We start from the raw sequence: 22077 nt of genomic DNA on the forward strand, positions 1-22077 counted from the left end.
TTATGCTGATTGCGTTGCTTCTAAAAAGTCTTGTGCAAAACGCTGTAGTACACCGCCAGCGGCGTAAATAGAAAGCTCTTCTTGGGTATCAAGGCGGCACTTCATCGGTACAATTAGCACCTCACCACTTTTACGCGTAATCACTAAATCAATGGTCGCGCTAGGTGTTGGTTCGCCTTTAACATCAAAGCTTTCGCTACCATCAATGTTAAGGGTTTTACGGGTAGTGCCTGGTTTAAATTCAAGCGGTAATACACCCATGCCAATTAAGTTAGTACGGTGTATGCGCTCAAATCCTTCTGCGGCTATCACTTCAACGCCTGCAAGCCTTACGCCTTTTGCAGCCCAATCGCGAGATGAGCCTTGGCCATAATCGGCACCCGCTACAATGATTAGTGGCTGTTTACGTTTCATGTAAGTCTCGATTGCCTCCCACATACGGGTATTTGTACCTTGAGGCTCTAAACGCGTGTATGAACCTTGTTTAACTTCGCCGTTTTCATCAAGCACCATTTCGTTTAACAATTTAGGGTTTGCAAATGTCGCACGCTGCGCTGTTAAGTGATCGCCTCGGTGCGTTGCGTACGAGTTAAAGTCCTCTTCTGGGACATTCATTTTAGTTAAGTATTCACCCGCCGCACTGCTTGCCATAATTGCGTTTGATGGTGATAAATGATCTGTTGTAATGTTATCGCCAAGTACAGCAAGTGCGCGCATGCCGGTCATGGTACGCTCACCTGCAAGAGCGCCTTCCCAGTATGGCGGGCGGCGAATATACGTGCTTTGCTCGCGCCAGTTATAAAGTGGATCGTTGTCTTCACCGTAATCTACGGTTAAATCAAACATAGGCTCGTACACTTTTTTAAATTGCTCTGGCTTTACGCTTTGTTTTATTACTTCGTCTATTTCTTCATCGCTTGGCCATAAATCTTTTAGCGTTATATCGTCGCCGTTTTGATCTTGCCCTAAACTATCTTTTTCAATATCAAAACGAATAGTACCCGCAATAGCATAAGCCACCACTAATGGCGGTGACGCTAAAAATGCTTGCTTAGCATACGGATGAATACGCCCATCAAAGTTACGATTGCCCGAAAGTACCGCTGTTACGTATAAATCGCGATCGATTACTTCTTTTTGAATAACAGGGTCTAATGCGCCGCTCATGCCGTTACAGGTAGTACAAGCAAAACCCACAATACCGAAACCGAGCTTTTCAAGTTCAGGGAGTAAGTTTGCCTCTTCAAGGTAAGATTGCACCGCTTTAGAACCAGGCGCTAGAGATGTTTTAACCCACGGTTTACGCATTAAGCCTTTAGCATTTGCATTACGAGCAATAAGCCCTGCAGCAATTACATTTCGTGGGTTACTGGTGTTAGTACAACTGGTAATAGCCGCAATAATACACGCGCCATCTGGCATTAAGCCTTCCTCGTTTTCAACCTTGCCTGATATACCTTTTTTTGCTAAATCGCTCGTTGATACACGGCGATGCGGATTTGAAGGCCCAGCAATATTGCGTCCAACGCTTGATAAATCAAAGGTCAAAACACGCTCATACTTTGCGGTTTTTAAACTATCGCTCCAAAGGCCTGCCGTTTTAGCGTAGTTTTCTACAAGCGCTATTTGCTCTTCATCTCGTCCTGTTAAACGCAAATAATCTATTGTTTTGTCATCTATATAAAACATGGCCGCAGTGGCACCAAATTCTGGCGTCATGTTTGAAATAGTTGCCCTGTCGCCAAGGGTGAGTGCATCGGCGCCTTCTCCGTAAAATTCTAAGTAGGTTGATACTACACGTTGAGCGCGTAAAAACTCGGTAATAGCCAGCACAATGTCGGTGGCGGTAATGCCGGGTTGGCGAGTGCCTGTAAGCTCAACACCTACAATGTCTGGTAGGCGCATGTACGAGGCACGGCCAAGCATTACGCTTTCGGCTTCAAGCCCACCTACACCTACAGCAATTACGCCAAGTGCATCAACATGCGGGGTGTGGCTGTCGGTACCTACTAAGGTATCGGGGAATGCAATGCCATCGCGGTTTTGAATAACAGGCGACATTTTCTCAAGATTAATTTGATGCATAATGCCGTTACCTGGCGGTATAACATCAATATTTTTAAAGGCGGTTTTAGTCCAGTTTATAAAATGAAAACGGTCATCGTTGCGTCTATCTTCTATTGCACGGTTTTTTTCAAATGCTTCAGGATCAAAGCCTGCGTGCTCAACCGCTAATGAGTGATCAACAATCAGCTGTGTTGGCACAACCGGATTTACTTTTGCAGGATCCCCACCTTTTGCAGCAATGGCATCGCGCAGGCCTGCTAAATCAACTAATGCAGTTTGGCCTAAAATATCATGGCACACCACGCGCGCCGGATACCACGGAAAATCTAAATCTTGTTTGCGCTCAATAAGCTGTTCAAGCGCATCGGTTAGCATATCAGGCTCACAGCGGCGCACTAAGTTTTCGGCAAGTACGCGCGATGTGTAAGGCAATGTGGCATAAGCGCCTGGCTTTATTGCATCTACCGCAGCTTGCGTGTCGTAGTAATCTATATTTGAGCCGGGCAATGGTTTTCGGTATTGGGTGTTATTAATTATGGTCATAATACATGTTCGCTAATAAGTGACGGGAAGTAAAAGACGAAAACGTGAGCTTGTTGCTCACCCTATACCAATCCGCTTAATTAAGTATTATTGCGGATTGGTATTATGCGTAACTAATCAGCCTCTTGATTCAATTGGCATGTAGCTGCGTGCCTCTGGCCCTGTGTAATCTGCACTTGGGCGAATAATACGGTTATTAGCACGTTGCTCTTTAACATGTGCAGTCCAGCCTGTAACACGGCTCATAACAAATATTGGCGTAAACAATTTGGTTGGAATATCCATAAAGTGATACGCCGATGCATGGAAAAAATCGGCATTACAAAACAGTTTTTTCTCGCGCCACATAACCTCTTCACAACGAACAGAAACCGGGTAAAGCACATCATCGCCCACCTCAGCCGCTAGTTTTTCAGAGAATTTTTTAATAATTACGTTACGCGGATCTGACTCGCGATAAATAGCGTGGCCAAAACCCATTATTTTATCTTTACGCTCTAACATGCCCATAACTTCTTGCTCGGCGTGCTCTGCACTTGTAAAGTTTTGAATCATATCCATAGCGGCTTCGTTTGCACCACCATGAAGTGGCCCACGTAGCGTGCCAATAGCGCCCGTTACACAAGAATGGATATCAGACAAAGTAGATGCACATACACGCCCCGTAAAGGTAGAGGCGTTAAACTCATGCTCTGCGTATAAAATTAGCGACACATTCATTACTTGGGCAGAAAGCTCACTCGGTGCTTTGTCGTGTAATAAATTTAAAAAATGCGCGCCAACTGAGTCATCATCAGTTTGTGTTTCAATGCGAACGCCATCATGTGTAAAGCGGTACCAATAACAAATAATGCTTGGGAACACCGCAACCATACGGTCAATAGCATCGTTTGCTTTGCTAAAATCAAGTTCCATTTCTAGGTTACCCAGCATGGAGCAACCGGTACGCATAACATCCATTGGGTGCGCGTCTTTAGGAATATTTTCAAGCACGGTTTTTAGTGCATCTGGCAGGCCACGTAAACTTTTTAATTTTGCTTTATATTCAGCCAGTTCACTGGCTGTTGGTAGCTCGCCGCGCGAAAGTAAAAAAGACACTTCTTCAAACTGTGCTTTTTCGGCAAGTTCGCTAATATCGTAACCACAATACGTTAAACCAGAGCCTGTTTGCCCTACTGTACATAATGCTGTTTGCCCTGCTACTTGGCCGCGTAAGCCTGCACCGCCTAATGCTTTATCTACCATGATCTTCTCCTATCTTAAATTTGTGTGTGATTTTTATTTTAATAGTTATTATTTGTCAGATTTTGATGAAAAAAGGTTATCAAGTGTGTTTTCGTATGTGTGGTAATCTAAAAAGTCGTAAAGCTCAGCGCGTGTTTGCATGTTCTCGATTTGGCTTTGCTGAGAACCTTCATTTAAAATGGCAGAGTACACGTTAAGCGCGGCTTTATTCATGGCTCTAAATGCACTTAATGGGTAAAGCACCATTTCAACGCCTACATCACTTAGCTGCTCTTTTGTGTAAATAGGTGTTTGACCAAATTCAGTAATGTTTGCCAAAATTGGAACGTTAATCGCTTTTGCAAATGCTTGATAATCAGCAAGGTCGTGTACGGCTTCTGCAAAAATAGCGTCAGCACCGGCTTCAACGCAGGCGGCTGCGCGGTCTATCGCAGCACTTAAGCCTTCTTTTTGAAACGCATCGGTGCGGGCCATAATGTAAAAGTCGCTATCGGTTTTTGCATCAACCGCCGCTTTAATGCGGTCAACCATTTCACCTTGGCTTACAATTTCTTTATTAGGGCGATGGCCACAACGCTTTTGCGCTACTTGGTCTTCAATATGAAAACCCGCCGCGCCTGCTTTGGTCATTTCTTTAACGGTACGCGCAATATTAAACGCGCCGCCCCACCCTGTATCGGCATCAACAAGTAATGGTAAATCGCTGGCACCAGTTATACGGCGAATATCTTCAAGTACGTTATCAAGGCTAGTCATACCTAAATCAGGCATACCAAAAGAGGCATTTGCCACACCAGCACCAGAGAGGTAAATAGCTTGATGGCCCATTTTTTCAGCCATCATGGCTGTGTAGGCATTAATAGTACCCACTACCTGCAATGGGCGGTTATTAGCAATAGCCTGTTTAAATTTTAATCCTGCTGACATTACTTTCTCCTCACTTTGAACGGTTGCTACATGGAGTAACTTATAGTTTTAATCTTAATTTTGGCTGTTTTGGTAGCGAAGCAGCTTATGCTCTCTACTTCGCTAAAAAATCAAATTTGGTTTGAATATTGGCTTGCGATGCACTTATGTGTCGCTTCATCAGCATTTCGGCAAGTTCACCATCATGGTTTTCTATCGCGTTAATAATGGCTAAGTGCTCGTCAAACGCTTTAGATACACGCGGCCCCACCATACCCATTTGAACGCGGTACATACGAATTAATTGATAAAGCCCGTTACATAACAAATGTATTAAGTGTGCGTTTTTACTGCCTTTAATAATGCGATAATGAAAGTCTAAATCGCCTGCCTCTTGATAGTACGATTCGCCCTCTTTTACACGTTGTGTTTGCAAATGCTGATTAAGTAATTGCTTTAAGCCTTTAACTTCTTCGGGTTCCATATTGTCGGCAGCAAGTCTACATGCTAACCCTTCAAGGGAACTTCGTACTTGGTATACTTCAATTAAACGTTCTGCTGTAAGCGCAACTACGCGGCAGCCCACGTTGGCTTTACGCTCCACTAAGTAACAGCTTTCTAAACGATTTAATGCTTCTCTAAGTGTGGCACGGCTTACACCGTAGCGCTTTGCAAGCTCCGGCTCTGATATTTTGCTGCCTTGCTCTATGCTGCCCTCTACTATTTCGCGGCGCATATCTACAAACACTTGATCAGATGCTGTAGTAATAGGTGTATCGTTTAAAAAAGGTTGTGTCATGGTTTCATAAATAAATTGTCGACAATTGGTAAGTTAACTATGTGCTTAATAAAAAACCTTGTCAACCCTTAGCCCTACCTAAATGAGTAAAAAACACACCCATTGTCGACACCGTTAATCTAAAGTCGCATTTAAACACACTAAAAATGCACTAAAGCCACAAAGTGTCGACACATCATCAACAAACAAATTCAATATTTAACTCTGAAAAAACACTTTAAAAGTGCTAATATCACGCTTTATTTTTAATGTACGAGCCACCCGTGAACGCCAACACTTATATCCCTGAGCATTTTATTGACGACGTAAAAACCTACTTACCAGCGCATCTACATTTAGACGATTTTATAAATGCGTGTCGTCGCCCTCTCAGAAAATCTATTCGTGTAAATACATTAAAAATAACGATTGAAGAATTTTTAAAACTTGCGCAACAAAAAAACTGGCAACTTACACCTATACCTTGGTGTAGTGAGGGTTTTTGGCTAGAACGCCCAAGCGATGAAGAACAAAATTTAGCATTAGGTAATACCGACTTACACCTAAGTGGGGCCATGTATGTGCAAGAGGCAAGCTCAATGCTTCCGCCTATGGCACTTAAGCAAAGTATTGAAAGCTTAGACTCACAAAATAACTATGTGCTTGATATGGCATCAGCACCTGGCTCTAAAACCTCACAACTTGCCGCTCTTATGAATAACCAAGGCGTGCTTGTTGCCAACGAGCTTTCGTCGTCTCGCTTAAAAGTACTGAGCGCAACGCTTAAACGTATGGGTGTAAGTAACTGTGCACTCTCGCATTTTGATGGCGTTATATTTGGTAACTACATGTTTGAATGCTTTGATAGCATTTTGCTAGACGCGCCCTGCTCAGGCGAAGGAACAGTGCGAAAAGATGCCGACGCACTTAAAAACTGGTCAATAGAATCAAATATAGAAATAGCTCAAGTACAAAAAGACTTAATTAAAAGCGCCTTTTACGCATTAAAACCAGGCGGTACGCTGGTGTATTCAACCTGTACGCTCACTCCACTCGAAAACCAACAAGTATGCGACTACCTATTAAGTGAATTTGGCGACTACATTGAGCCGCAATCGCTTAGTGATTTATTTGAAGGCGCAGAAAAAGCCACCACCGCCGAGGGATACTTACATGTATGGCCGCAAACGTTCGATAGCGAAGGCTTTTTTATTGCTAAATTTAAAAAACACGCAAGCTGTATTAACCCAAACCAGACTGTTAAAAAAGGTGCGTTCCCGTTTAGCGAGTTTGATAAAAAAAACAGTGCCGCGTTTATGCAATCGATTAAAAAGCATTTTGGGTTAAAAACACTACCAGGTAAGTTAATGCAACGCGATAAAGAGCTGTGGTTATTTCCTGACGGGTTTGAAACCGTACAAAATAAAATCAAGTACGCACGTTTAGGTATTCAAATAGGTATAATCCATAAAAATGGCGTAAGGCTTACTCACGAATTTGCCACCGTTTTTGGGAGCGAATGTAAAAGCAATACGCACGCTCTATCAAACGAGCAAGCAAATGATTATTTTCAAGGTAAAGATATACGTTTAACTGAAGTAACTAAAACAATAGGTGAAGTGGTGTTAACGCTGTGTGGTTGCCCTGTTGGGCTAGGTAAATGGCAAAAAAATAAGATCAAAAACTCTTTACCACGGGATCTCGTGCAAAACACTCAGTTAATAAGCTGGGCATAATCAATCTAATATTTTGTTGCAAAATGTAACAAAATGGCAGATTTAGTTATGCAATTCTAAATAGCTTGACTAAACTTTTAAATACTTTCTTCTCCCTAGGAATTACGAAAGTGCATTTAGTTAGCGCAAGGCTCAACTTAGAGTCATTTGTAGCCCAGAGCTCATCAAAATGGCTCTGGGCATTTTTATTTATCTTCTAAATTAAACTCAGTCAAATGGCCGTCGCCATGGATTAATTGGTAGCGCGTTAAATCGCCCTGCTCTAGGGTGATTAAACTAATGGCGGAGTCGCTTACTAGATACTTTTGACCTTCGCCTTTGGTTTGGTGTTTATCTACTTCCATGTGCCAGCGTTTGGTAAAAAAGTTAAGCGGGCTTTTAGGTCCGTATAAAATTGAATCAAGCTTATCGAGTACGTTAATTAGCTTACGCGGAAATTCGTTTTTAATTCCACTGGCGGTGAGTTGCCATATTCGGTTGGGGTGATCACCAAAACGTTTTTGCACCGAAAAACAAAACGAGTAATGTACATCGCCCGATAGAATAAGTGTCTCGTTTGGGGTATCGGTTCGTCTAAAGGTATCGAGTAATTTTTTAGCTGAGCCCTCGTGAGCCATCCAGTTTTCTACATCAACCATAAGCGGTTGGCCGCACATGTTAAACACAGCTTGTATTGCCTCAATTGATTTAACACCAAAAACGGGGGCTGGTGATACAATAATCACTTTATCGTGGCTTAGTAAGCTCTCTTCAAGCTCTGTGAGTCTTTCCCAGTCGAGCAACCCTGAAGGCTCATTAAAGTTACTCTCATTACGCCATCGGTGTGTGCGGGTATCTAGCACAACAACTTTAGGTATTGTTGTTAACTCGTAGTGCCAATAATTAAAATTATTTAAAAGTTTATCAAACGCTTGGAGCTGCCAAACATTATTAGCAGATTTACTTTGCTTAAAAGGCGTTAATAGCTCACCTGTTTTTATTAGTGCGTCATTCCCCATTCCTTGGAATAGCCAATAGCTAATTAAGCCATTATTAATAATGCGCTTACTGCACGGGTTTTGATTAATAGCTTGCTCCCACCCTGCGGTGAGGTTCCAATCGTCGGTTACATCATGATCATCAAATATCATTAACGTAGATACATTAGCGAATAACCGCTCTACTTCGTTTAGACCTTTCGCATACTCAATCAGCGCTGTTTTTTCGGTATTAAAAATGGTCTGATTTTTTGAATTTTCACCTAAGTAACTCGCTTCTTTAATATTTACACATTGCCAAGCTAATGCACTAAAATTTAGTAAATAGAGAGCAATGTACTCTTCAAAGTGAATGAGGTGGTTGTAGGCTTTTACACTAGAGAAATGCGGCTCGTCTTTTCTAAGCCAATAGCCAACACCCAGTTTAGGACGCTTTTGCCAAGGTGTTTTTGGTAAATATAAATGGCGATTATAAAGCTGATCGTTAATATCATCTGGCAGATTAAGCGCTAAGGTTTGCTCTTTATAAATACCCAAAACGTCAATTAACTGGTGAATAACTAATAACATGGGGCCCGCCACGTCATCAGCATAAACCTGATCACCGCTTAATAATAAAAGCTGAGCGCCTTGGTTATTATCGCGCTGTGTATTTTGCCACTCGCTTGCAGACACCAAACTGTCTTTTGCTGGGTGGTGCGCATTACGGCACGAGCCATGTAGTATATTTGTAAGTTTATTAGGTATTACAAATGCAGGTGCAGTTTGGCTTGAATAACACCAAGGGGATAAATCAACTAAGCTGCCATCTATAATAAGTTCGTAGCTTAATAGGCTATCAAGCGGGAATATAGTACTTGCCGGTTTTATAATTACAAAGTGTAAATATAAGTGCTCACCTAAAGCTACCGTTTGTTGCTCACTGTAGCAGTCAAGTTCAAGGACGTTTATTTGGCAGGTAGCGGGTTTAGAAGTGGCAAACTGAATACACACACCCGTTTGCTCTGCACGGCGCACCATTGGCCCCATCAATAAAATAGGAAGTAGCACCGTATCAGTAATCATGTAGTTAGCCTTTAGCTGCTAATTTAAATAAAGAGTAGAAGTTATCGGTAGTCGCTTTAGCAAGCTCGTTAAAGCTAATGCCTTTAAGCTCGCTAATGTAATAGGCTACATCTTCAACATAGGCTGGCTGATTTGTTTTGCCTCGGTATGGGACAGGCGCTAAATACGGCGAGTCAGTCTCGATAAGTAACCTATCAAGTGGAATTTGTTTTACTACTTCTTTAAGTTCAACTGCATTTTTAAAAGTAACAATACCCGATATTGAAATATAAAAGCCCATATCAATCGCTTTTTTTGCCATATCCCAATCTTCTGTGAAGCAATGCAGTACGCCACCGCAATTTTCTGCTTTATGTTCTCGCATTAAATTGATTGTATCTTCTCGCGCATCGCGAGTATGGATTATTAAAGGCTTTTGTAATTCGTTTGCTACTTCTATGTGGCCAACAAAACTTGCTTGTTGAACTGCATGCGTATCTTTTGAGTAGTAGTAATCAAGCCCCGTTTCGCCAATAGCGACCACTTTTTGGTGCGAAGCTAAATCGATTAATTGCTGTTTGTTAAGCGCGTCTTTTTGATCAAGCGGGTGTACACCACATGAAGCTGAAACATCATCGTAGTGTTTTATTTTATCAAGCATGCTTGGGAATTGGTCAAGCGTTACACTCACGCATAAGAAGTGTTCAACTTGCTTTGCACGTGCTTTATCCAGCACTTGGTCAAGGTTTAAATCTAGTTTATCAAAATCAAGACGATCTAAATGGCAATGAGAATCTACAATCACTATATGGCCTGTATTGTTTTTTGGTTTTAAGTTACTTATTAAAGAGCACTAACAGCTCAATAAAGTTGAAATGGAATAAACTTATATATGCTTAAAACTACATGGTATACGTAGGATTACCGGAGTTTAACATAGTCCCTAATAGCTTTTCGATTTTAGCATTTAAGTTTGTTTTATCATCTAAAAAGCTAATGCCTATCCCTGGTGGATTAGAGCTCTGCGCACCTTGCGGGGTGATCCACGCAACCTTGCCCGTTACTACGTCGTCCTCTAGGGCATCGGGTAACGTTACACGAAGCGCCAAAGAGTGCCCTACTTCGTAACGCATGTTAGTACGCACAAATAGGCCACCTTTTTTTAAATAAGGCATGTAACAACTATACAACTCATCTAAATCATCTATATCTACTAAAAGCTCTTGCATGATAAATCCTATTGATTGCGTAACGTGTATGCTAATCGCGATACAGCAAGCGGTAAATTAAGGCCAAGTACTTGAATATTATTTTGTAAAAACTCCGCTAATGCATGCTGTGCATTTTGATAAGAGTCAAAACTCATCCCTTGTAAAAGCTGCTGCTTTAACTGCTCACTTAAAAACAGCGTAAATATGCGTACTAGCTCTGGCTGCTTATTTATTATATCGACTAACGCATTGAAATTATGGCTTTGTTTAAAGTCAGTTGCAAACTTATAAAGTGTATCAATATTATTTAACTGTTCTTGCTCTTGCCACTTTTTTATTTGTAGTGGTTGGTTATAAAAAAGAGTAAGCCAATTATAATGCGGGATTTCTAACGTTTGTAGCCATTGCTCTGCAAGTGCTGTATTTGTTACTTTTACCTCACTTTTAGCACAGCGGCTTAAAATAGTGGCTGGCAACTGAGCTTGCTGACTTGTTGTTAAGATTAAAAAGCGGCTATTGGTTGGTTCTTCAAGCGTTTTTAATAATGCATTAGCCGCAGCAACCGTCATTTTTTCACAGTTTTCAATAATCGCGACTTTATTACCATTTTGCGCCGCTGAATGATTCATAAAATCACTAATACCGCGTATATCATCTACACCAATACTTTGGCCATCAACTTGCGTTAACCGCTTATCAGGGTGATTACCCGCAAGTGTTAATGAGCAGCTTTTACAATGCCCACAAGGCTTGAGTAAACTACTATCAGACGTTGTTTGCTGATTAATATTTTGACATAAAAGTGCATTGGCAAGCTCATCACTAAGTGCAAATTTACCTACGCCTACAGGCCCACAAAATAATTGCGCATGATGAAATCGATTTGCACGAAAGCTTTGCGCTAAGCGAGCTTGTGTATCATGTAGCCATGGCAATGCCATATTATTTTAAGCCTTCAAAAAACGTATGTAGCACGTTAGTTATATTGCGATGTACTTTATCGATACTTTGATTTGCATCTACTGTTTTTATTGTATTGTCGTCATTTGCAAGCTCAATATAACGCATACGCGTACGCTGAAAAAACTCAATGGCTTCTTGCTCGATTCTATCAAGCTCGCCACGTCCTTTAGCACGCTCAAGGCCAATTACTGGGTCTATATCAAGATATATAGTTAAATCGGGTTTTAACCCTTTTAATACCATAGACGAAAGTGAGGCTAGTGTATTAGCGCTAATACCACGTCCTCCACCTTGATATGCCTGAGACGATAAATCGTGGCGATCTGCAAGTACCCACTGGCCTTTATCAAGGGCCGGGTTAATTACGTTATGCATAAGCTGCGAGCGCGCCGCATACATAATAAGAAGCTCAGTTTCAAAAGCGATTTCTTCTTTGTGTTCAGCTTTTACAAGCGTACGTAATGATTCAGCTAATGGTGTGCCACCTGGTTCACGAACATTGATAAAGTCTATTTTTTGCTTATTTAAAAAGTCTTGGCATAGCGAAATCGCTGTTGATTTACCCGCGCCTTCAAGGCCTTCTATTACTATAAATTTTGGTTTCATAAAAAAGTTAGTTCTTTTTATTTAATATATAAGTGTTAACTGCCACATTGTGCTGCTTTAATGTGGTTGAAAATTGATGACTACCATCGCCTTTTGATACAAAGTATACATAGTCACTTTGCGGCGGGTTCACTGCGGCTAAAATAGCAGCTTTAGATGGCATTGCTATCGGTGTTGGCGGCAAGCCATTAATACGATACGTGTTATATGGCGTGTAATCGCGTAAATCTTTACTTTTAATATCACCATCAAAATCAGCGCCTATTCCGTATATGACAGTAGGATCGGTTTGCAGGCGCATATTCGTATTTAATCTATTTACAAAGGCTGAGGCTATTAATGGGCGCTCGCTGGCAAGGCCGGTTTCTTTTTCTATTATTGAGGCCATTATCAACGCTTTATAGGCTGTATCGTAAGGTAAATCGTCACTGCGTTTTTGCCATGCATCATCTAGCACTTGCTGCATTTTTTGCGCTGCACGTTTTAATACACTGCTTGCTGTGTCGTTATTATGATAGTGATAAGTATCTGGGAATAGCCAGCCTTCTAAATACATATCACTGTCGAGGATTTGCATACTTAGCGCATCATCTTTTAAATCGTTTTGTAGGTTAGTTGCTGTTTTAACAGTGTTTAGCACTTCACGTAAGTTTTGCCCTTCAATAATGGTAAAACTAAAGCTGACTTGCTCTCCTTGATTAATTTTTTTTATATTATTGATCACACTATCTGAAGTGAGTTCATAGAGCCCAGCTTTTAAATCAGTCAGGGTGGGATCTAACTTAGCAACGACTTGATACCGCAAGCAGTCTTCAACCCAGCCTTTAACTTGCCATTGTTTGCACAACTGGTTAAAACCTGTACCTTTTTTCACTTCAAAATGGGTATTCGTAGAGACTAATAAAGGGCTTGTTATAGTCGCTTGTAACTGCTGATATCCTACAATTGTGGTAACAATGGCAAGTAATACTACCGATAAAATAACTTTTAACACTTAGCCTCCTTGGCTAATAATTCTTTTAATAGCAACTGACTTTTTGATACATCAAATATACGCGACTCAATGCTTTTAACCGGTATGACCGCCATTAAGCTATTACAAATAAATACTGCGTCTGCCTCTATTAAATCTGCGATGCTAACCACTTTAAATTCGACAGTTAATTTATCACATAACGATTGTAGATAAACCCCTTTGATCCCGCACTCGTCAAGCTGTGGTGTAAAAATACGTTGGTCTTTAATCGCAAATATATTAGCCGCTGAGGCTTCAATTACATTGTTATTGTAATCAAGCACTATAACATCGTCGCAGTGTTGACTTTGCATTGCTTTTTTTATTAGTACTTGCTCTAAACGGTTAAGAGTTTTAAGGCCAGCAAGTAAAGGCTGCGCCGCTAACTTAATAGGGCTTATTGCTAGGTTTACACCAACTTGATGTAAGTTCAAATAATGTTGGGGATAGGCAGCAACACTAAGTAAAATAGTTAAATTACACTTTGCTGGTAGATTATAGCCCCGCCCGCCTTCACCGCGAGTAACCACAATTTTAAGCACATTTAGTTTACATGATTGAATGTAATTGCCTATGTGCTCTTCTAGCTCAATAAAATTAATATTAGGAAAGCCAAGCCTTTGCGCGCATTCAGTTAAACGTGCTTTATGGTAAGCCCAGTATTGTACTTTACCATCAACAACTTTAGCTGTAGTAAAAAAACCATCACCGTAATTTAAGCCTCTATCTTGTGTGCTTAAGGTACTATTTTGATCTGTTGTTATGATTGTTTGCATGTGTGTTGGCATATAAAAAAAGCCCAGTTAAACAACTGAGCTTTTATAATTTGGTTCGTTGTTAAAAAGATTATACCTTTTTAAATAGCAACGAGCCATTGGTACCGCCAAAACCAAATGAGTTACATAAGGCAAAGTCTAGCTTTGCATCTCGTGCGGTATGAGCTATGTAATCTAGATCACAGCCCTCATCTGGATTATCAAGGTTAATGGTTGGCGACACTTTTTGATCCGTTAACGATAAAATAGAAATAATCGATTCAACCGAACCTGCAGCACCTAATAAGTGACCCATCATTGATTTAGATGAGCCTACCATTACATCTTTAGCGGCATTGCCAAAAATAGATTTAACAGCTGCGGTCTCTGCTTTATCGCCAGCATTGGTAGATGTACCGTGTGCGTTGATATAACCAACTTGCTCTGCGTTTACTTGCGCATCGTTTAATGCATTTTGCATAGCAAGTGCAGCCCCTGCACCGTCTTCTGGTGGTGAGGTCATGTGGTATGCGTCGCCACTCATGCCAAAACCAACCAGTTCTGCATAAATTTTAGCGCCACGTGCTTTAGCGTGCTCGTATTCTTCAACTACAACAACACCCGCACCGTCTGAAAGTACAAACCCATCGCGGTCTTTATCCCACGGACGAGACGCGGCTTGTGGGTCGTCGTTACGTGTAGATAGAGCACGTGCTGCATTAAAGCCGCCCATACCAATTGGTGTACACGCTTTTTCAGCACCGCCGGCAACCATTGCATCGGCGTCGCCGTAAGCAATCATGCGCGCTGCATGGCCGATATTATGCAAACCTGTAGTACAGGCTGTAACAATAGAGATATTAGGACCGCGAAGCCCATGCATCATTGATAAATGACCCGAGATCATATTTATGATGGTAGAAGGTACGTAAAATGGAGAAAGCTTACGCGGGCCACTGTTTAGCAACTTGATATGGTTTTCTTCAATAAGTGTAAGACCACCAATACCTGAGCCAACTGCTACACCAATACGTGTTGCGTTTTGTTCTGTGATTTCAAGACCTGAATCGTTAAAGGCTTGAACACCCGCCGCAATACCGTACTGAATAAACAAGTCCATTTTTTTGGTATCTTTTGCTGACATGTATGCAGTTGCATCAAAGTCATTGATTAAACCAGCGAATTTAGTACCAAATTTTGATGTATCAAAGTGTGTGATTGTTTGAATACCACTTTTACCATCTAATAAGCCTTGCCAGGTTGATTGAACATCATTACCTAGCGGCGTCAACATTCCTAAGCCAGTTACGACGACTCGACGTTTAGCCACGGTTTGCCTCCAATAAGGGATATTTTTCACCAATTGATTAAAATATTATTATTTAAGTAAGCCGTTTAACTTACTAAGTTTAAATCTATTGGTATTACAAAGGGAATTCATACCCAAGCGACCTCAAAGTGCGAGTCTCAAACTCTATCAAGCACGTGTTATTAAAATACATGTACTAAGGATTAAAAAGGCGAGTTTAAATCATGAACTTTGAGGTGGTTTGGATATAAAAATTAAAGGCAGCGAATGCTGCCTTTAACTTGCAATTAATTACTCAGCGTGAGCTGTAACGTAATCGATAGCAGTTTGTACTGTAGTGATCTTCTCAGCTTCTTCATCTGGGATCTCAGTGTCAAACTCTTCTTCAAGAGCCATAACTAGTTCAACAGTATCAAGAGAATCTGCACCTAGGTCATCTACGAAAGAAGATTCGTTTTTAACTTCTTCTTCTTTAACACCTAGTTGTTCAATGATAATTTTCTTTACGCGTTCTTGGATATCGCTCATTCTTCTTTCCTTTATTAAAAACGCCAATGCGTTATTTTCAGATTGCGGCGTAGTTTACGCCGCATAATTCTCTGATTCAATGATTTGACCATAAATAATTGTCTGGTCAAACCTCTGAGTGTGTGTTTTGTCTTTTATCGCTTATTTTCACAGCGATTTCAAGTATGTTTAAAGCAAGATCACAAAAAATTCAATCTTTTTGAGGTAACTTACTTAACTTAATTGAGTGTCAATGTAAGTACGTTGGTTATTAAACCATGTACATCGCGCCATTTACATGCAAAGTTTCGCCTGATACGTACGCAGCTGCGTCAGATGCTAAATAACACACTGCTGCTGCAATCTCATCTGGCTGACCTAAACGACCTGCAGGTACGTTAGCAAGCGTAGCTGCTTTTTGATCATCGGTTAAATCATCAGTCATATCAGTTTGTATAAAACCAGGTGCCACTACATTTACTGTAATTCCACGAGATGCAACTTCACGTGCAAGTGATTTAGAAAAACCAATTACGCCTGCCTTTGCAGCAGCGTAGTTAGCTTGGCCTGCATTACCCATAGTGCCCACAACTGAACCTATGTTGATGATACGACCGTTCTTTTTCTTCATCATTGGGCGTAATACTGCTTTTGATAAGCGAAAGATTGAACTTAAATTAGTGTCGATAATATCCTCCCACTCACCATCTTTCATACGCATTAATAAATTATCGCGAGTAATACCCGCATTATTTACTAGTACATCAACATCACCAAAGTCAGCTTTTATCGCGGCAAGTGTTGTCTCAATCGAAGCAGGATCAGTTACGTTTAATGCATAACCTTTGCCGTTTTCAGCTAAATACTCACTAATTTTAGCTGCGCCTGATTCACTTGTTGCAGTACCTGCTACTTTTGCACCTTGTGCTACAAGTGTATTTGCAATTGCTTTACCAATACCACGGCTAGCACCTGTAATTAGGACAACTTTGCCCTCTAAAGAAAATAAATTAGACATTTTATATACTCTTATTTAGCAGCATCGATTGACGCGGCATCATTTACTGAACCACAAATCATTGCTTTATCAATTCGTTTTGCAAGGCCGGTTAACACTTTCCCTGGGCCAAACTCATAGCTTTGTGTTACACCTTGTGCAACTAATGCTTGTACTGTTTCTGTCCAGCGTACTGGACTGTATAGCTGACGTACCAATGCATCTTTAATTGCATCCGCTGTATTTTCAGCTTTTACATCAACATTATTAATTACATCACATTTAGGTGTATTAAATGTTAAAGCAGCTAAATCATTAGCCAGTTTTTCTGCCGCTGGTTTCATTAGCTCACAATGCGACGGTACGCTTACACTAAGAGGTAGTGCACGTTTTGCACCTGCGTCTTTACATGCTTGCGATGCTCTATCTACCGCTGCTTTATGCCCTGCAATAACAACTTGCCCTGGTGAATTGTAATTTACTGGAGAAACAACTTCGCCTTGCGCCGACTGCTCACAGGCAGCTTTAATTTCATCATCACCCAAACCAATAATAGCAGCCATAGAGCCTACACCCGCAGGTACTGCTTCTTGCATATATAAACCACGGTTTTCAACAAGCCTTACCGCTTCACCTAAGCTTACAACGTCACTACATACTAAAGCCGAATATTCACCTAAGCTGTGCCCTGCCATTACAATCTCTGCATCAGGATTTGCTCCTAACCAATGGCGGTAAATAGCCACACTTGCAGTTAATAATGCAGGTTGAGTACGGTGAGTTTGGTTAAGGCTTTCTTCTGGGCCATTAAGCACAAGCGCAGCAAGGTCGTAACCTAATGCGTTCGACGCCTCTGCAAATGTTGCTTTTACAATATCTGAGCTTTCTAATAGCTCGCTCAACATGCCAACGCTTTGAGAGCCTTGACCTGGAAATAGAAGTGCAATTTTTTGTGCCATACTTTGCTCTTTTTAATTAAACAAAAAATAGGTAATTAATACGGCACCTAAAATTTAATTGGCCGCCGTATCATTAGAATGTGTTTTTTCGAAAATTGCGGCTATTTTATCTGGAAGTTGGCGTTCAACTTCCTTTACCGCTTCATCGATTGCTGCTTGAAATGCTTTAGCTGATGCATTTCCATGGCTTTTAACCACAATACCGCGCAATCCTACCAGAGAAGCACCGTTATACTGGTCGGGGTTCACCCTATTATAGAGTTTTTTTATAACGGGCTTAAGAATAAAGGCCATGCATTTGTAAACCAAGTGCTTTTCAAGGGCTTTTGTAAACTTATTCATAATAAGTTTAGCAATACCTTCACAGGTTTTTAATGCAACGTTGCCAACAAACCCTTCACATACGATTACATCAGCCTTGCCTGAAAAAATATCACTGCCTTCACTGTATCCAGTGTAATTAATATGGGGGCTTTGCTGCATAAGTTGCGCGGCTTGTTTAATACCTTCATGGCCTTTTATATCTTCTGCACCAATGTTTAGTAAACTTACTTTGGGGTTTTCGCAGCCAAGAGCTTGCCCAGCAACCACTGAGCCCATAATGCCAAACTGATACAATACTTCTGCATCGCAGTGCACATTTGCGCCTAAATCGAGTAAATAAACAGGGTTTTCTTGCTCGGTAGGCACCGCAGATATTAATGCTGGACGCTTAACGCCTGGCAGCATTTTTAATACATAATGCGCCATAAAAAATAATGCGCCGGTATTACCCGAGCTAACACACGCTTGAGCCTCACCTGATTTAACTAAATCAAGGGCAACACGCATAGAAGAGTCTTTTTTTGAACGCACAGCAATGGCAGGTTCACAGGCATTAGTAACTATTTCGCTACAGTGGCGAATAATGAGTCTTGGGTGAGATAAAGAATCGAGAGAGTCGAGTTCTTTTTGTATTACTTGCTCGTTACCGCACAATATAAGCGTTAAATTGGCATGAGCATTTACTGCGCAAACGGCAGCGGGGATAGATGAACGGGGGCCATAATCGCCCCCCATCATATCTAACGCTATGGTTAGATTAGTCAGCATAAAAGCAATCTCTTAGTTAGAAATTACTTGAACGCCTTTGTAGTAACCATCTGCAGTCACATGGTGACGACGATGAGTCTCACCAGATGTTTGGTCTACAGTTAAAGTTGGACCACTGATCGCATCGTGTGAACGGCGCATGCCGCGTCTTGCACGAGACTTTTTGCTTTTTTGTACAGCCATAGTCTTCTCCTAAGAGTCTTTCTTAAGTTGTTTCAAAATATCAAATGGATTAGGTTTATCATCTTCCGCCTTTAACACACCAAAGCTGGCAGGCTTTGCTGAATAACTGCATGAAGCTTCGTTGTGAGTGGCAACTAATGGAATTGCTAAAATCAGTTCGTCTTCAATTAAATCAAAAACGTTAATTTCACCATTTTCATCAAGTGCTACTTCATCGTAGTCTTCTGGAAAAATATCTAAATCTGTATCTTCACCTACTGGCGAACAAACAAAATCTTGAACCAAATCCAACCCTAAATCACCATTACAACGTTGACAAGTGACAGTTACGTGTGTGGACAAATTGCCGCGAATCACAACTAAACCTTGGTCGTCGTTTTTGCAATGAATTTTTACCGCTATTTCACCTACTTCTTCCTGCACAACTTTCTCTAAACGAGTAAGTTTTTCAAGCGGTACAATTCCGTCATACGATAAACGGTGCTGCGCTGCTTTGCCTGGATGAAGAGTGATGGGAATTTTCACCTTTTGCATAGGGGCTGCATCATATAGATAGTTAATTGGTTAGTCAAAGTAAAAAACCATTTTCAGGTAGTTTTTCACGTGTTTTACTTACGGATCTGATTTATCCTAACTCAAACTGATTTTCATTAGGAAAGTAATTCATGAAGTACCCACTTATATTAGCGTCAAGCTCACCTTTTAGGCAGTCTTTATTACAAAAATTTAATCTACCATTTGAATCATTTTCGCCCGATATTGACGAGTCACCACAAGCAAACGAAACGCCTGAGCAGCTAGTAAAACGCTTAAGTGAATTAAAAGCACGTGCTGCAATTAATCACTTTGACCAAGGTTTAGCTATAGGCTCCGACCAAGTCGCCGTGTTTAATAATCAAATTTTAGGTAAACCACATAATAAGCAAAACGCCATAAAGCAGTTATCTTTATTTAGCGCCAATACTGTAACATTTTTAACTGGCCTTTGTGTTTACGATATTGCTGAAGATAAAATAAAAACAGTAATAGAACCATTTGAAGTTGTTTTCAAAGCACTCACCCATGAGCAAATAGAAGCATACTGCGATGCCGAGCAGCCCTATAACTGTGCAGGGAGTTTTAAAAGTGAAGGGTTAGGTATTTGTTTATTTGAAAAATTAAATGGGGACGATCCTAATAGCCTAATAGGCTTACCGCTAATTAAACTCAGTCAATTATTAGCTGAGTTTGGTATTGATGTATTAGCGACTCAAACACCTCAAGCAAATTAAATTACTTACTGAGTAATATCTGTTGCAACTGCTGGTAATTATCAACAGTTGCAACAGGTGTTAACTCACTTAGCTGCTGGGCATTATGTACACCCATGGTAACCCCTATTCGGTCCATATTTGCGGCTTTGCCCATTGCCATATCAATTTTTGTATCACCTATCATTACAGCGTCATCGGCGCTTACGCCAAGTTCTTGCAATAATTGATAAAGCATATCTGGCGATGGCTTAGACTGTGCGTCATCACTTGTACGTGTTGCACTAAAAAAATGCCTAAGCTGGCTTTGATCAAGTAAGCGCTCTAGTCCACCTCGCCCTTTGCCTGTAGCAACAGCTAATATTATTCCTTGCTCTTGTAAGGCGTTAAGTACATCTGCAACACCATCAAAAACGGGCGTTGGGGTCTTATCAATACGGTATTGATGCTTATAACCCTCAACTAAAGCATTATGCTGTTCTATCTGCTCAGGAAATAAAACGTCAATAGCACGTTCAAGCGACAAACCAATTATATTTTTAATTGCATCATCACTTGGCGGCGTTATATTAAGCGACAAAGCGCTTTGTCGAATACAGTTAACTATTTTGCTAACTGAATCCATTACCGTGCCATCCCAATCAAAAATAACCAGCTTATATTTTTTAATTGGCGTTGCTTTTATCACTGTTTTGCATCTCGTAATTTTAATAATGTATTTTTAAGCGTTTTATCTAAAGGCGCTTCTATACGCATGGTAGTTTCATTTTTAGGGTGGTAAAAACTTAAATCGTGCGCGTGTAAAAATAAACGGTTTAAGCCAACTTTACGCATAGATTCATCAAACCCCTGATCGCCATACTTATCATCACACGCTATAGGGTGACCTTTACATTGAGTATGCACACGAATTTGATGCGTTCTACCCGTCACTGGTGATGCCTGCACAAGTGAACAATCGTTAAAACGCTCAAGCACTTTAAAGCGAGTATGCGAAGGTTTACCCTCAACATTATCTACTCGTACTACACGCTCGCCCGATTTAAGCGTATTTTTACGCAAACCCTCTGTTACGTTTTTAGTTTTAGAATCCCACTGACCTTCTACAAGCGCCCAGTAGTTTTTTTCCATCGTTTTTTCGCGTAACTGTTCATGTAATGCTGTTAATACTGAGCGGCGTTTAGCAATTAATAAACAACCCGACGTATCACGGTCTAGCCTGTGTACAAGCTCAAGACTGCGCTCATCAGGGCGAAGTGCACGCAAAGCCTCTATTAGGCCATAACTTAAACCACTACCACCATGTACTGCCATACCCGAAGGTTTGTTGATTACAATAAGGTATTTATCTTCAAACAAAATATCGTCTTCAAGGCGAGTCACTTTATCTAGTTTAGAGGGTACAAACTCTTCACGCTCCGACACTCTAATAGGTGGTATACGCACTACATCGTCTAGCTGTAACTTATAAACAGGTTTAATACGTTTTTTGTTTACACGTACCTCACCCTTACGAAGAATTTTATAAACTGCGCTTTTAGGCACCCCTTTTAAATGGGTAATAAGAAAGTTATCAATACGCTGACCTAAATGGTCTTCGTTGATTGTAACAAAAGATACTTGTAAGCCGGTTTTTTCTGACATTGCCTAATCACTGATTTAAGTAAAATAATTTAGTTGCTAACACGGTAAAAATAGTGGGATAATCAGCAGCGCAAATATTTAGTATTTGCAAATAACAACGGTGCTTTTTAACACATTAAAAGATTCGTGATGCACATTCTGGGTAGCCGATCATACAGATCCGAGTTAAGTTTTCCAAAGCTTTTATGCCTCCTCAGTTAACACGTGCGATCAATTAACAGCAATGCGCGTAATATATTGCTGCTTAAGTTTGAACATGAAGTGACTTTTAACGTACTAGAAAAAGCAAT

Annotated in this window: 22 protein-coding genes; 2 read left to right on the forward strand and 20 right to left on the reverse strand. The window is 40.7% G+C overall.

The genetic code is table 11. From position 1 onward, the window contains the following. The 4 genes from acnD to J8L73_RS09080 all read right to left on the reverse strand — a co-directional run bounded on the left by acnD (position 1) and on the right by J8L73_RS09080 (position 5560). Positions 1-2610 (reverse strand): Fe/S-dependent 2-methylisocitrate dehydratase AcnD, encoded by a 2610-nt coding sequence (acnD, locus tag J8L73_RS09065; RefSeq protein WP_211016434.1) that lies wholly within the window; start codon positions 2608-2610, stop codon positions 1-3. Between the two features lie 117 nt (positions 2611-2727). Next, positions 2728-3855: a 2-methylcitrate synthase gene (gene prpC / locus J8L73_RS09070; protein WP_211016435.1), complete on the reverse strand. Its 1128-nt coding sequence runs from the start codon at positions 3853-3855 to the stop codon at positions 2728-2730. A gap of 48 nt (positions 3856-3903) precedes the next feature. Further along, the gene (gene prpB, locus J8L73_RS09075; protein WP_211016437.1) at positions 3904-4782 is read right to left on the reverse strand and encodes a methylisocitrate lyase; all 879 of its coding nucleotides are present in this window, start codon (positions 4780-4782) and stop codon (positions 3904-3906) included. Positions 4783-4876: 94 nt separating this feature from the next. Beyond that, positions 4877-5560 (reverse strand): GntR family transcriptional regulator, encoded by a 684-nt coding sequence (locus J8L73_RS09080; protein ID WP_211016439.1) that lies wholly within the window; start codon positions 5558-5560, stop codon positions 4877-4879. Positions 5561-5823: 263 nt separating this feature from the next. On the opposite strand from J8L73_RS09080, the gene rsmF reads away from it, so the two are divergent. Further along, positions 5824-7275 carry a 16S rRNA (cytosine(1407)-C(5))-methyltransferase RsmF gene (gene rsmF, locus J8L73_RS09085; RefSeq protein WP_211016441.1) on the forward strand — a complete coding sequence of 484 codons (1452 nt, stop codon included), beginning with the start codon at positions 5824-5826 and terminating at the stop codon, positions 7273-7275. 185 nt (positions 7276-7460) lie between these two features. Here rsmF and J8L73_RS09090 read toward each other — a convergent pair whose 3' ends face one another. The 14 genes from J8L73_RS09090 to yceD form a co-directional block, all read right to left on the reverse strand. Further along, a complete protein-coding gene (locus J8L73_RS09090) occupies positions 7461-9317 on the reverse strand; it encodes an alkaline phosphatase D family protein (RefSeq protein WP_211016443.1) in 1857 nt (618 codons plus the stop codon). 4 nt (positions 9318-9321) lie between these two features. Beyond that, positions 9322-10101 (reverse strand): YchF/TatD family DNA exonuclease, encoded by a 780-nt coding sequence (locus J8L73_RS09095; RefSeq protein ID WP_138683901.1) that lies wholly within the window; start codon positions 10099-10101, stop codon positions 9322-9324. Between the two features lie 97 nt (positions 10102-10198). Further along, a complete protein-coding gene (locus J8L73_RS09100) occupies positions 10199-10525 on the reverse strand; it encodes a PilZ domain-containing protein (RefSeq protein WP_058549716.1) in 327 nt (108 codons plus the stop codon). Between the two features lie 8 nt (positions 10526-10533). Further along, on the reverse strand, positions 10534-11448 hold the full coding sequence (locus tag J8L73_RS09105) for a DNA polymerase III subunit delta' (protein ID WP_211016445.1): 915 nt from the start codon (positions 11446-11448) through the stop codon (positions 10534-10536). Position 11449: 1 nt separating this feature from the next. Continuing rightward, positions 11450-12076 (reverse strand): dTMP kinase, encoded by a 627-nt coding sequence (tmk, locus tag J8L73_RS09110; protein ID WP_211016447.1) that lies wholly within the window; start codon positions 12074-12076, stop codon positions 11450-11452. 7 nt (positions 12077-12083) lie between these two features. Continuing rightward, positions 12084-13070 (reverse strand): endolytic transglycosylase MltG, encoded by a 987-nt coding sequence (gene mltG / locus J8L73_RS09115; RefSeq protein ID WP_211000508.1) that lies wholly within the window; start codon positions 13068-13070, stop codon positions 12084-12086. Beyond that, positions 13064-13879, reverse strand: a complete 816-nt coding sequence (gene pabC / locus J8L73_RS09120) for an aminodeoxychorismate lyase (RefSeq protein WP_211016449.1) — start codon at positions 13877-13879, stop codon at positions 13064-13066. The genes mltG and pabC overlap by 7 nt, the downstream gene beginning before the upstream one ends. Positions 13880-13937: 58 nt before the next feature. Next, positions 13938-15176, reverse strand: a complete 1239-nt coding sequence (gene fabF / locus J8L73_RS09125; protein ID WP_211016451.1) for a beta-ketoacyl-ACP synthase II — start codon at positions 15174-15176, stop codon at positions 13938-13940. Between the two features lie 270 nt (positions 15177-15446). After that, the gene (gene acpP, locus J8L73_RS09130; protein WP_002962377.1) at positions 15447-15683 is read right to left on the reverse strand and encodes an acyl carrier protein; all 237 of its coding nucleotides are present in this window, start codon (positions 15681-15683) and stop codon (positions 15447-15449) included. Between the two features lie 250 nt (positions 15684-15933). Continuing rightward, a complete protein-coding gene (fabG, locus tag J8L73_RS09135; RefSeq protein WP_211016453.1) occupies positions 15934-16680 on the reverse strand; it encodes a 3-oxoacyl-ACP reductase FabG in 747 nt (248 codons plus the stop codon). Between the two features lie 11 nt (positions 16681-16691). Next, positions 16692-17618: an ACP S-malonyltransferase gene (gene fabD, locus J8L73_RS09140; protein WP_211016455.1), complete on the reverse strand. Its 927-nt coding sequence runs from the start codon at positions 17616-17618 to the stop codon at positions 16692-16694. Positions 17619-17672: 54 nt separating this feature from the next. Further along, positions 17673-18710 (reverse strand): phosphate acyltransferase PlsX, encoded by a 1038-nt coding sequence (gene plsX / locus J8L73_RS09145; protein ID WP_211000504.1) that lies wholly within the window; start codon positions 18708-18710, stop codon positions 17673-17675. Positions 18711-18722: 12 nt separating this feature from the next. After that, the gene (rpmF, locus tag J8L73_RS09150) at positions 18723-18893 is read right to left on the reverse strand and encodes a 50S ribosomal protein L32 (protein ID WP_008109865.1); all 171 of its coding nucleotides are present in this window, start codon (positions 18891-18893) and stop codon (positions 18723-18725) included. Between the two features lie 9 nt (positions 18894-18902). Continuing rightward, complete coding sequence (yceD, locus tag J8L73_RS09155; RefSeq protein WP_058549707.1) at positions 18903-19427, reverse strand: 23S rRNA accumulation protein YceD; 525 nt, start codon at positions 19425-19427, stop codon at positions 18903-18905. 131 nt (positions 19428-19558) lie between these two features. On the opposite strand from yceD, the gene J8L73_RS09160 reads away from it, so the two are divergent. Next, a complete protein-coding gene (locus J8L73_RS09160; RefSeq protein WP_211016457.1) occupies positions 19559-20164 on the forward strand; it encodes a nucleoside triphosphate pyrophosphatase in 606 nt (201 codons plus the stop codon). Between the two features lies 1 nt (position 20165). Here J8L73_RS09160 and J8L73_RS09165 read toward each other — a convergent pair whose 3' ends face one another. Further along, positions 20166-20831 carry an HAD-IA family hydrolase gene (locus tag J8L73_RS09165; RefSeq protein ID WP_211016459.1) on the reverse strand — a complete coding sequence of 222 codons (666 nt, stop codon included), beginning with the start codon at positions 20829-20831 and terminating at the stop codon, positions 20166-20168. After that, on the reverse strand, positions 20828-21787 hold the full coding sequence (gene rluC / locus J8L73_RS09170; protein ID WP_058549705.1) for a 23S rRNA pseudouridine(955/2504/2580) synthase RluC: 960 nt from the start codon (positions 21785-21787) through the stop codon (positions 20828-20830). Before rluC ends, J8L73_RS09165 begins: the two co-directional genes overlap by 4 nt. Positions 21788-22077: the final 290 nt, after the last annotated feature.

Origin of the sequence: Pseudoalteromonas sp. MMG006, assembly GCF_018101025.1 — a bacterium.
In the GTDB taxonomy this organism is placed as follows: Bacteria; Pseudomonadota; Gammaproteobacteria; order Enterobacterales; family Alteromonadaceae; genus Pseudoalteromonas.

Excerpts from the sequence above, each read along its gene's own strand:
- acnD (WP_211016434.1), bottom strand. The coding sequence starts at position 2,610 with ATGACCATAATTAATAACACCCAATACCGAAAACCATTGCCCGGCTCA.
- prpC (WP_211016435.1), bottom strand. The coding sequence starts at position 3,855 with ATGGTAGATAAAGCATTAGGCGGTGCAGGCTTACGCGGCCAAGTAGCA.
- prpB (WP_211016437.1), bottom strand. The coding sequence starts at position 4,782 with ATGTCAGCAGGATTAAAATTTAAACAGGCTATTGCTAATAACCGCCCA.
- J8L73_RS09080 (WP_211016439.1), bottom strand. The coding sequence starts at position 5,560 with ATGACACAACCTTTTTTAAACGATACACCTATTACTACAGCATCTGAT.
- J8L73_RS09090 (WP_211016443.1), bottom strand. The coding sequence starts at position 9,317 with ATGATTACTGATACGGTGCTACTTCCTATTTTATTGATGGGGCCAATG.
- J8L73_RS09100 (WP_058549716.1), bottom strand. The coding sequence starts at position 10,525 with ATGCAAGAGCTTTTAGTAGATATAGATGATTTAGATGAGTTGTATAGT.
- J8L73_RS09105 (WP_211016445.1), bottom strand. The coding sequence starts at position 11,448 with ATGGCATTGCCATGGCTACATGATACACAAGCTCGCTTAGCGCAAAGC.
- tmk (WP_211016447.1), bottom strand. The coding sequence starts at position 12,076 with ATGAAACCAAAATTTATAGTAATAGAAGGCCTTGAAGGCGCGGGTAAA.
- pabC (WP_211016449.1), bottom strand. The coding sequence starts at position 13,879 with ATGCCAACACACATGCAAACAATCATAACAACAGATCAAAATAGTACC.
- acpP (WP_002962377.1), bottom strand. The coding sequence starts at position 15,683 with ATGAGCGATATCCAAGAACGCGTAAAGAAAATTATCATTGAACAACTA.
- fabG (WP_211016453.1), bottom strand. The coding sequence starts at position 16,680 with ATGTCTAATTTATTTTCTTTAGAGGGCAAAGTTGTCCTAATTACAGGT.
- fabD (WP_211016455.1), bottom strand. The coding sequence starts at position 17,618 with ATGGCACAAAAAATTGCACTTCTATTTCCAGGTCAAGGCTCTCAAAGC.
- plsX (WP_211000504.1), bottom strand. The coding sequence starts at position 18,710 with ATGCTGACTAATCTAACCATAGCGTTAGATATGATGGGGGGCGATTAT.
- rpmF (WP_008109865.1), bottom strand. The coding sequence starts at position 18,893 with ATGGCTGTACAAAAAAGCAAAAAGTCTCGTGCAAGACGCGGCATGCGC.
- yceD (WP_058549707.1), bottom strand. The coding sequence starts at position 19,427 with ATGCAAAAGGTGAAAATTCCCATCACTCTTCATCCAGGCAAAGCAGCG.
- J8L73_RS09160 (WP_211016457.1), top strand. The coding sequence starts at position 19,559 with ATGAAGTACCCACTTATATTAGCGTCAAGCTCACCTTTTAGGCAGTCT.
- rluC (WP_058549705.1), bottom strand. The coding sequence starts at position 21,787 with ATGTCAGAAAAAACCGGCTTACAAGTATCTTTTGTTACAATCAACGAA.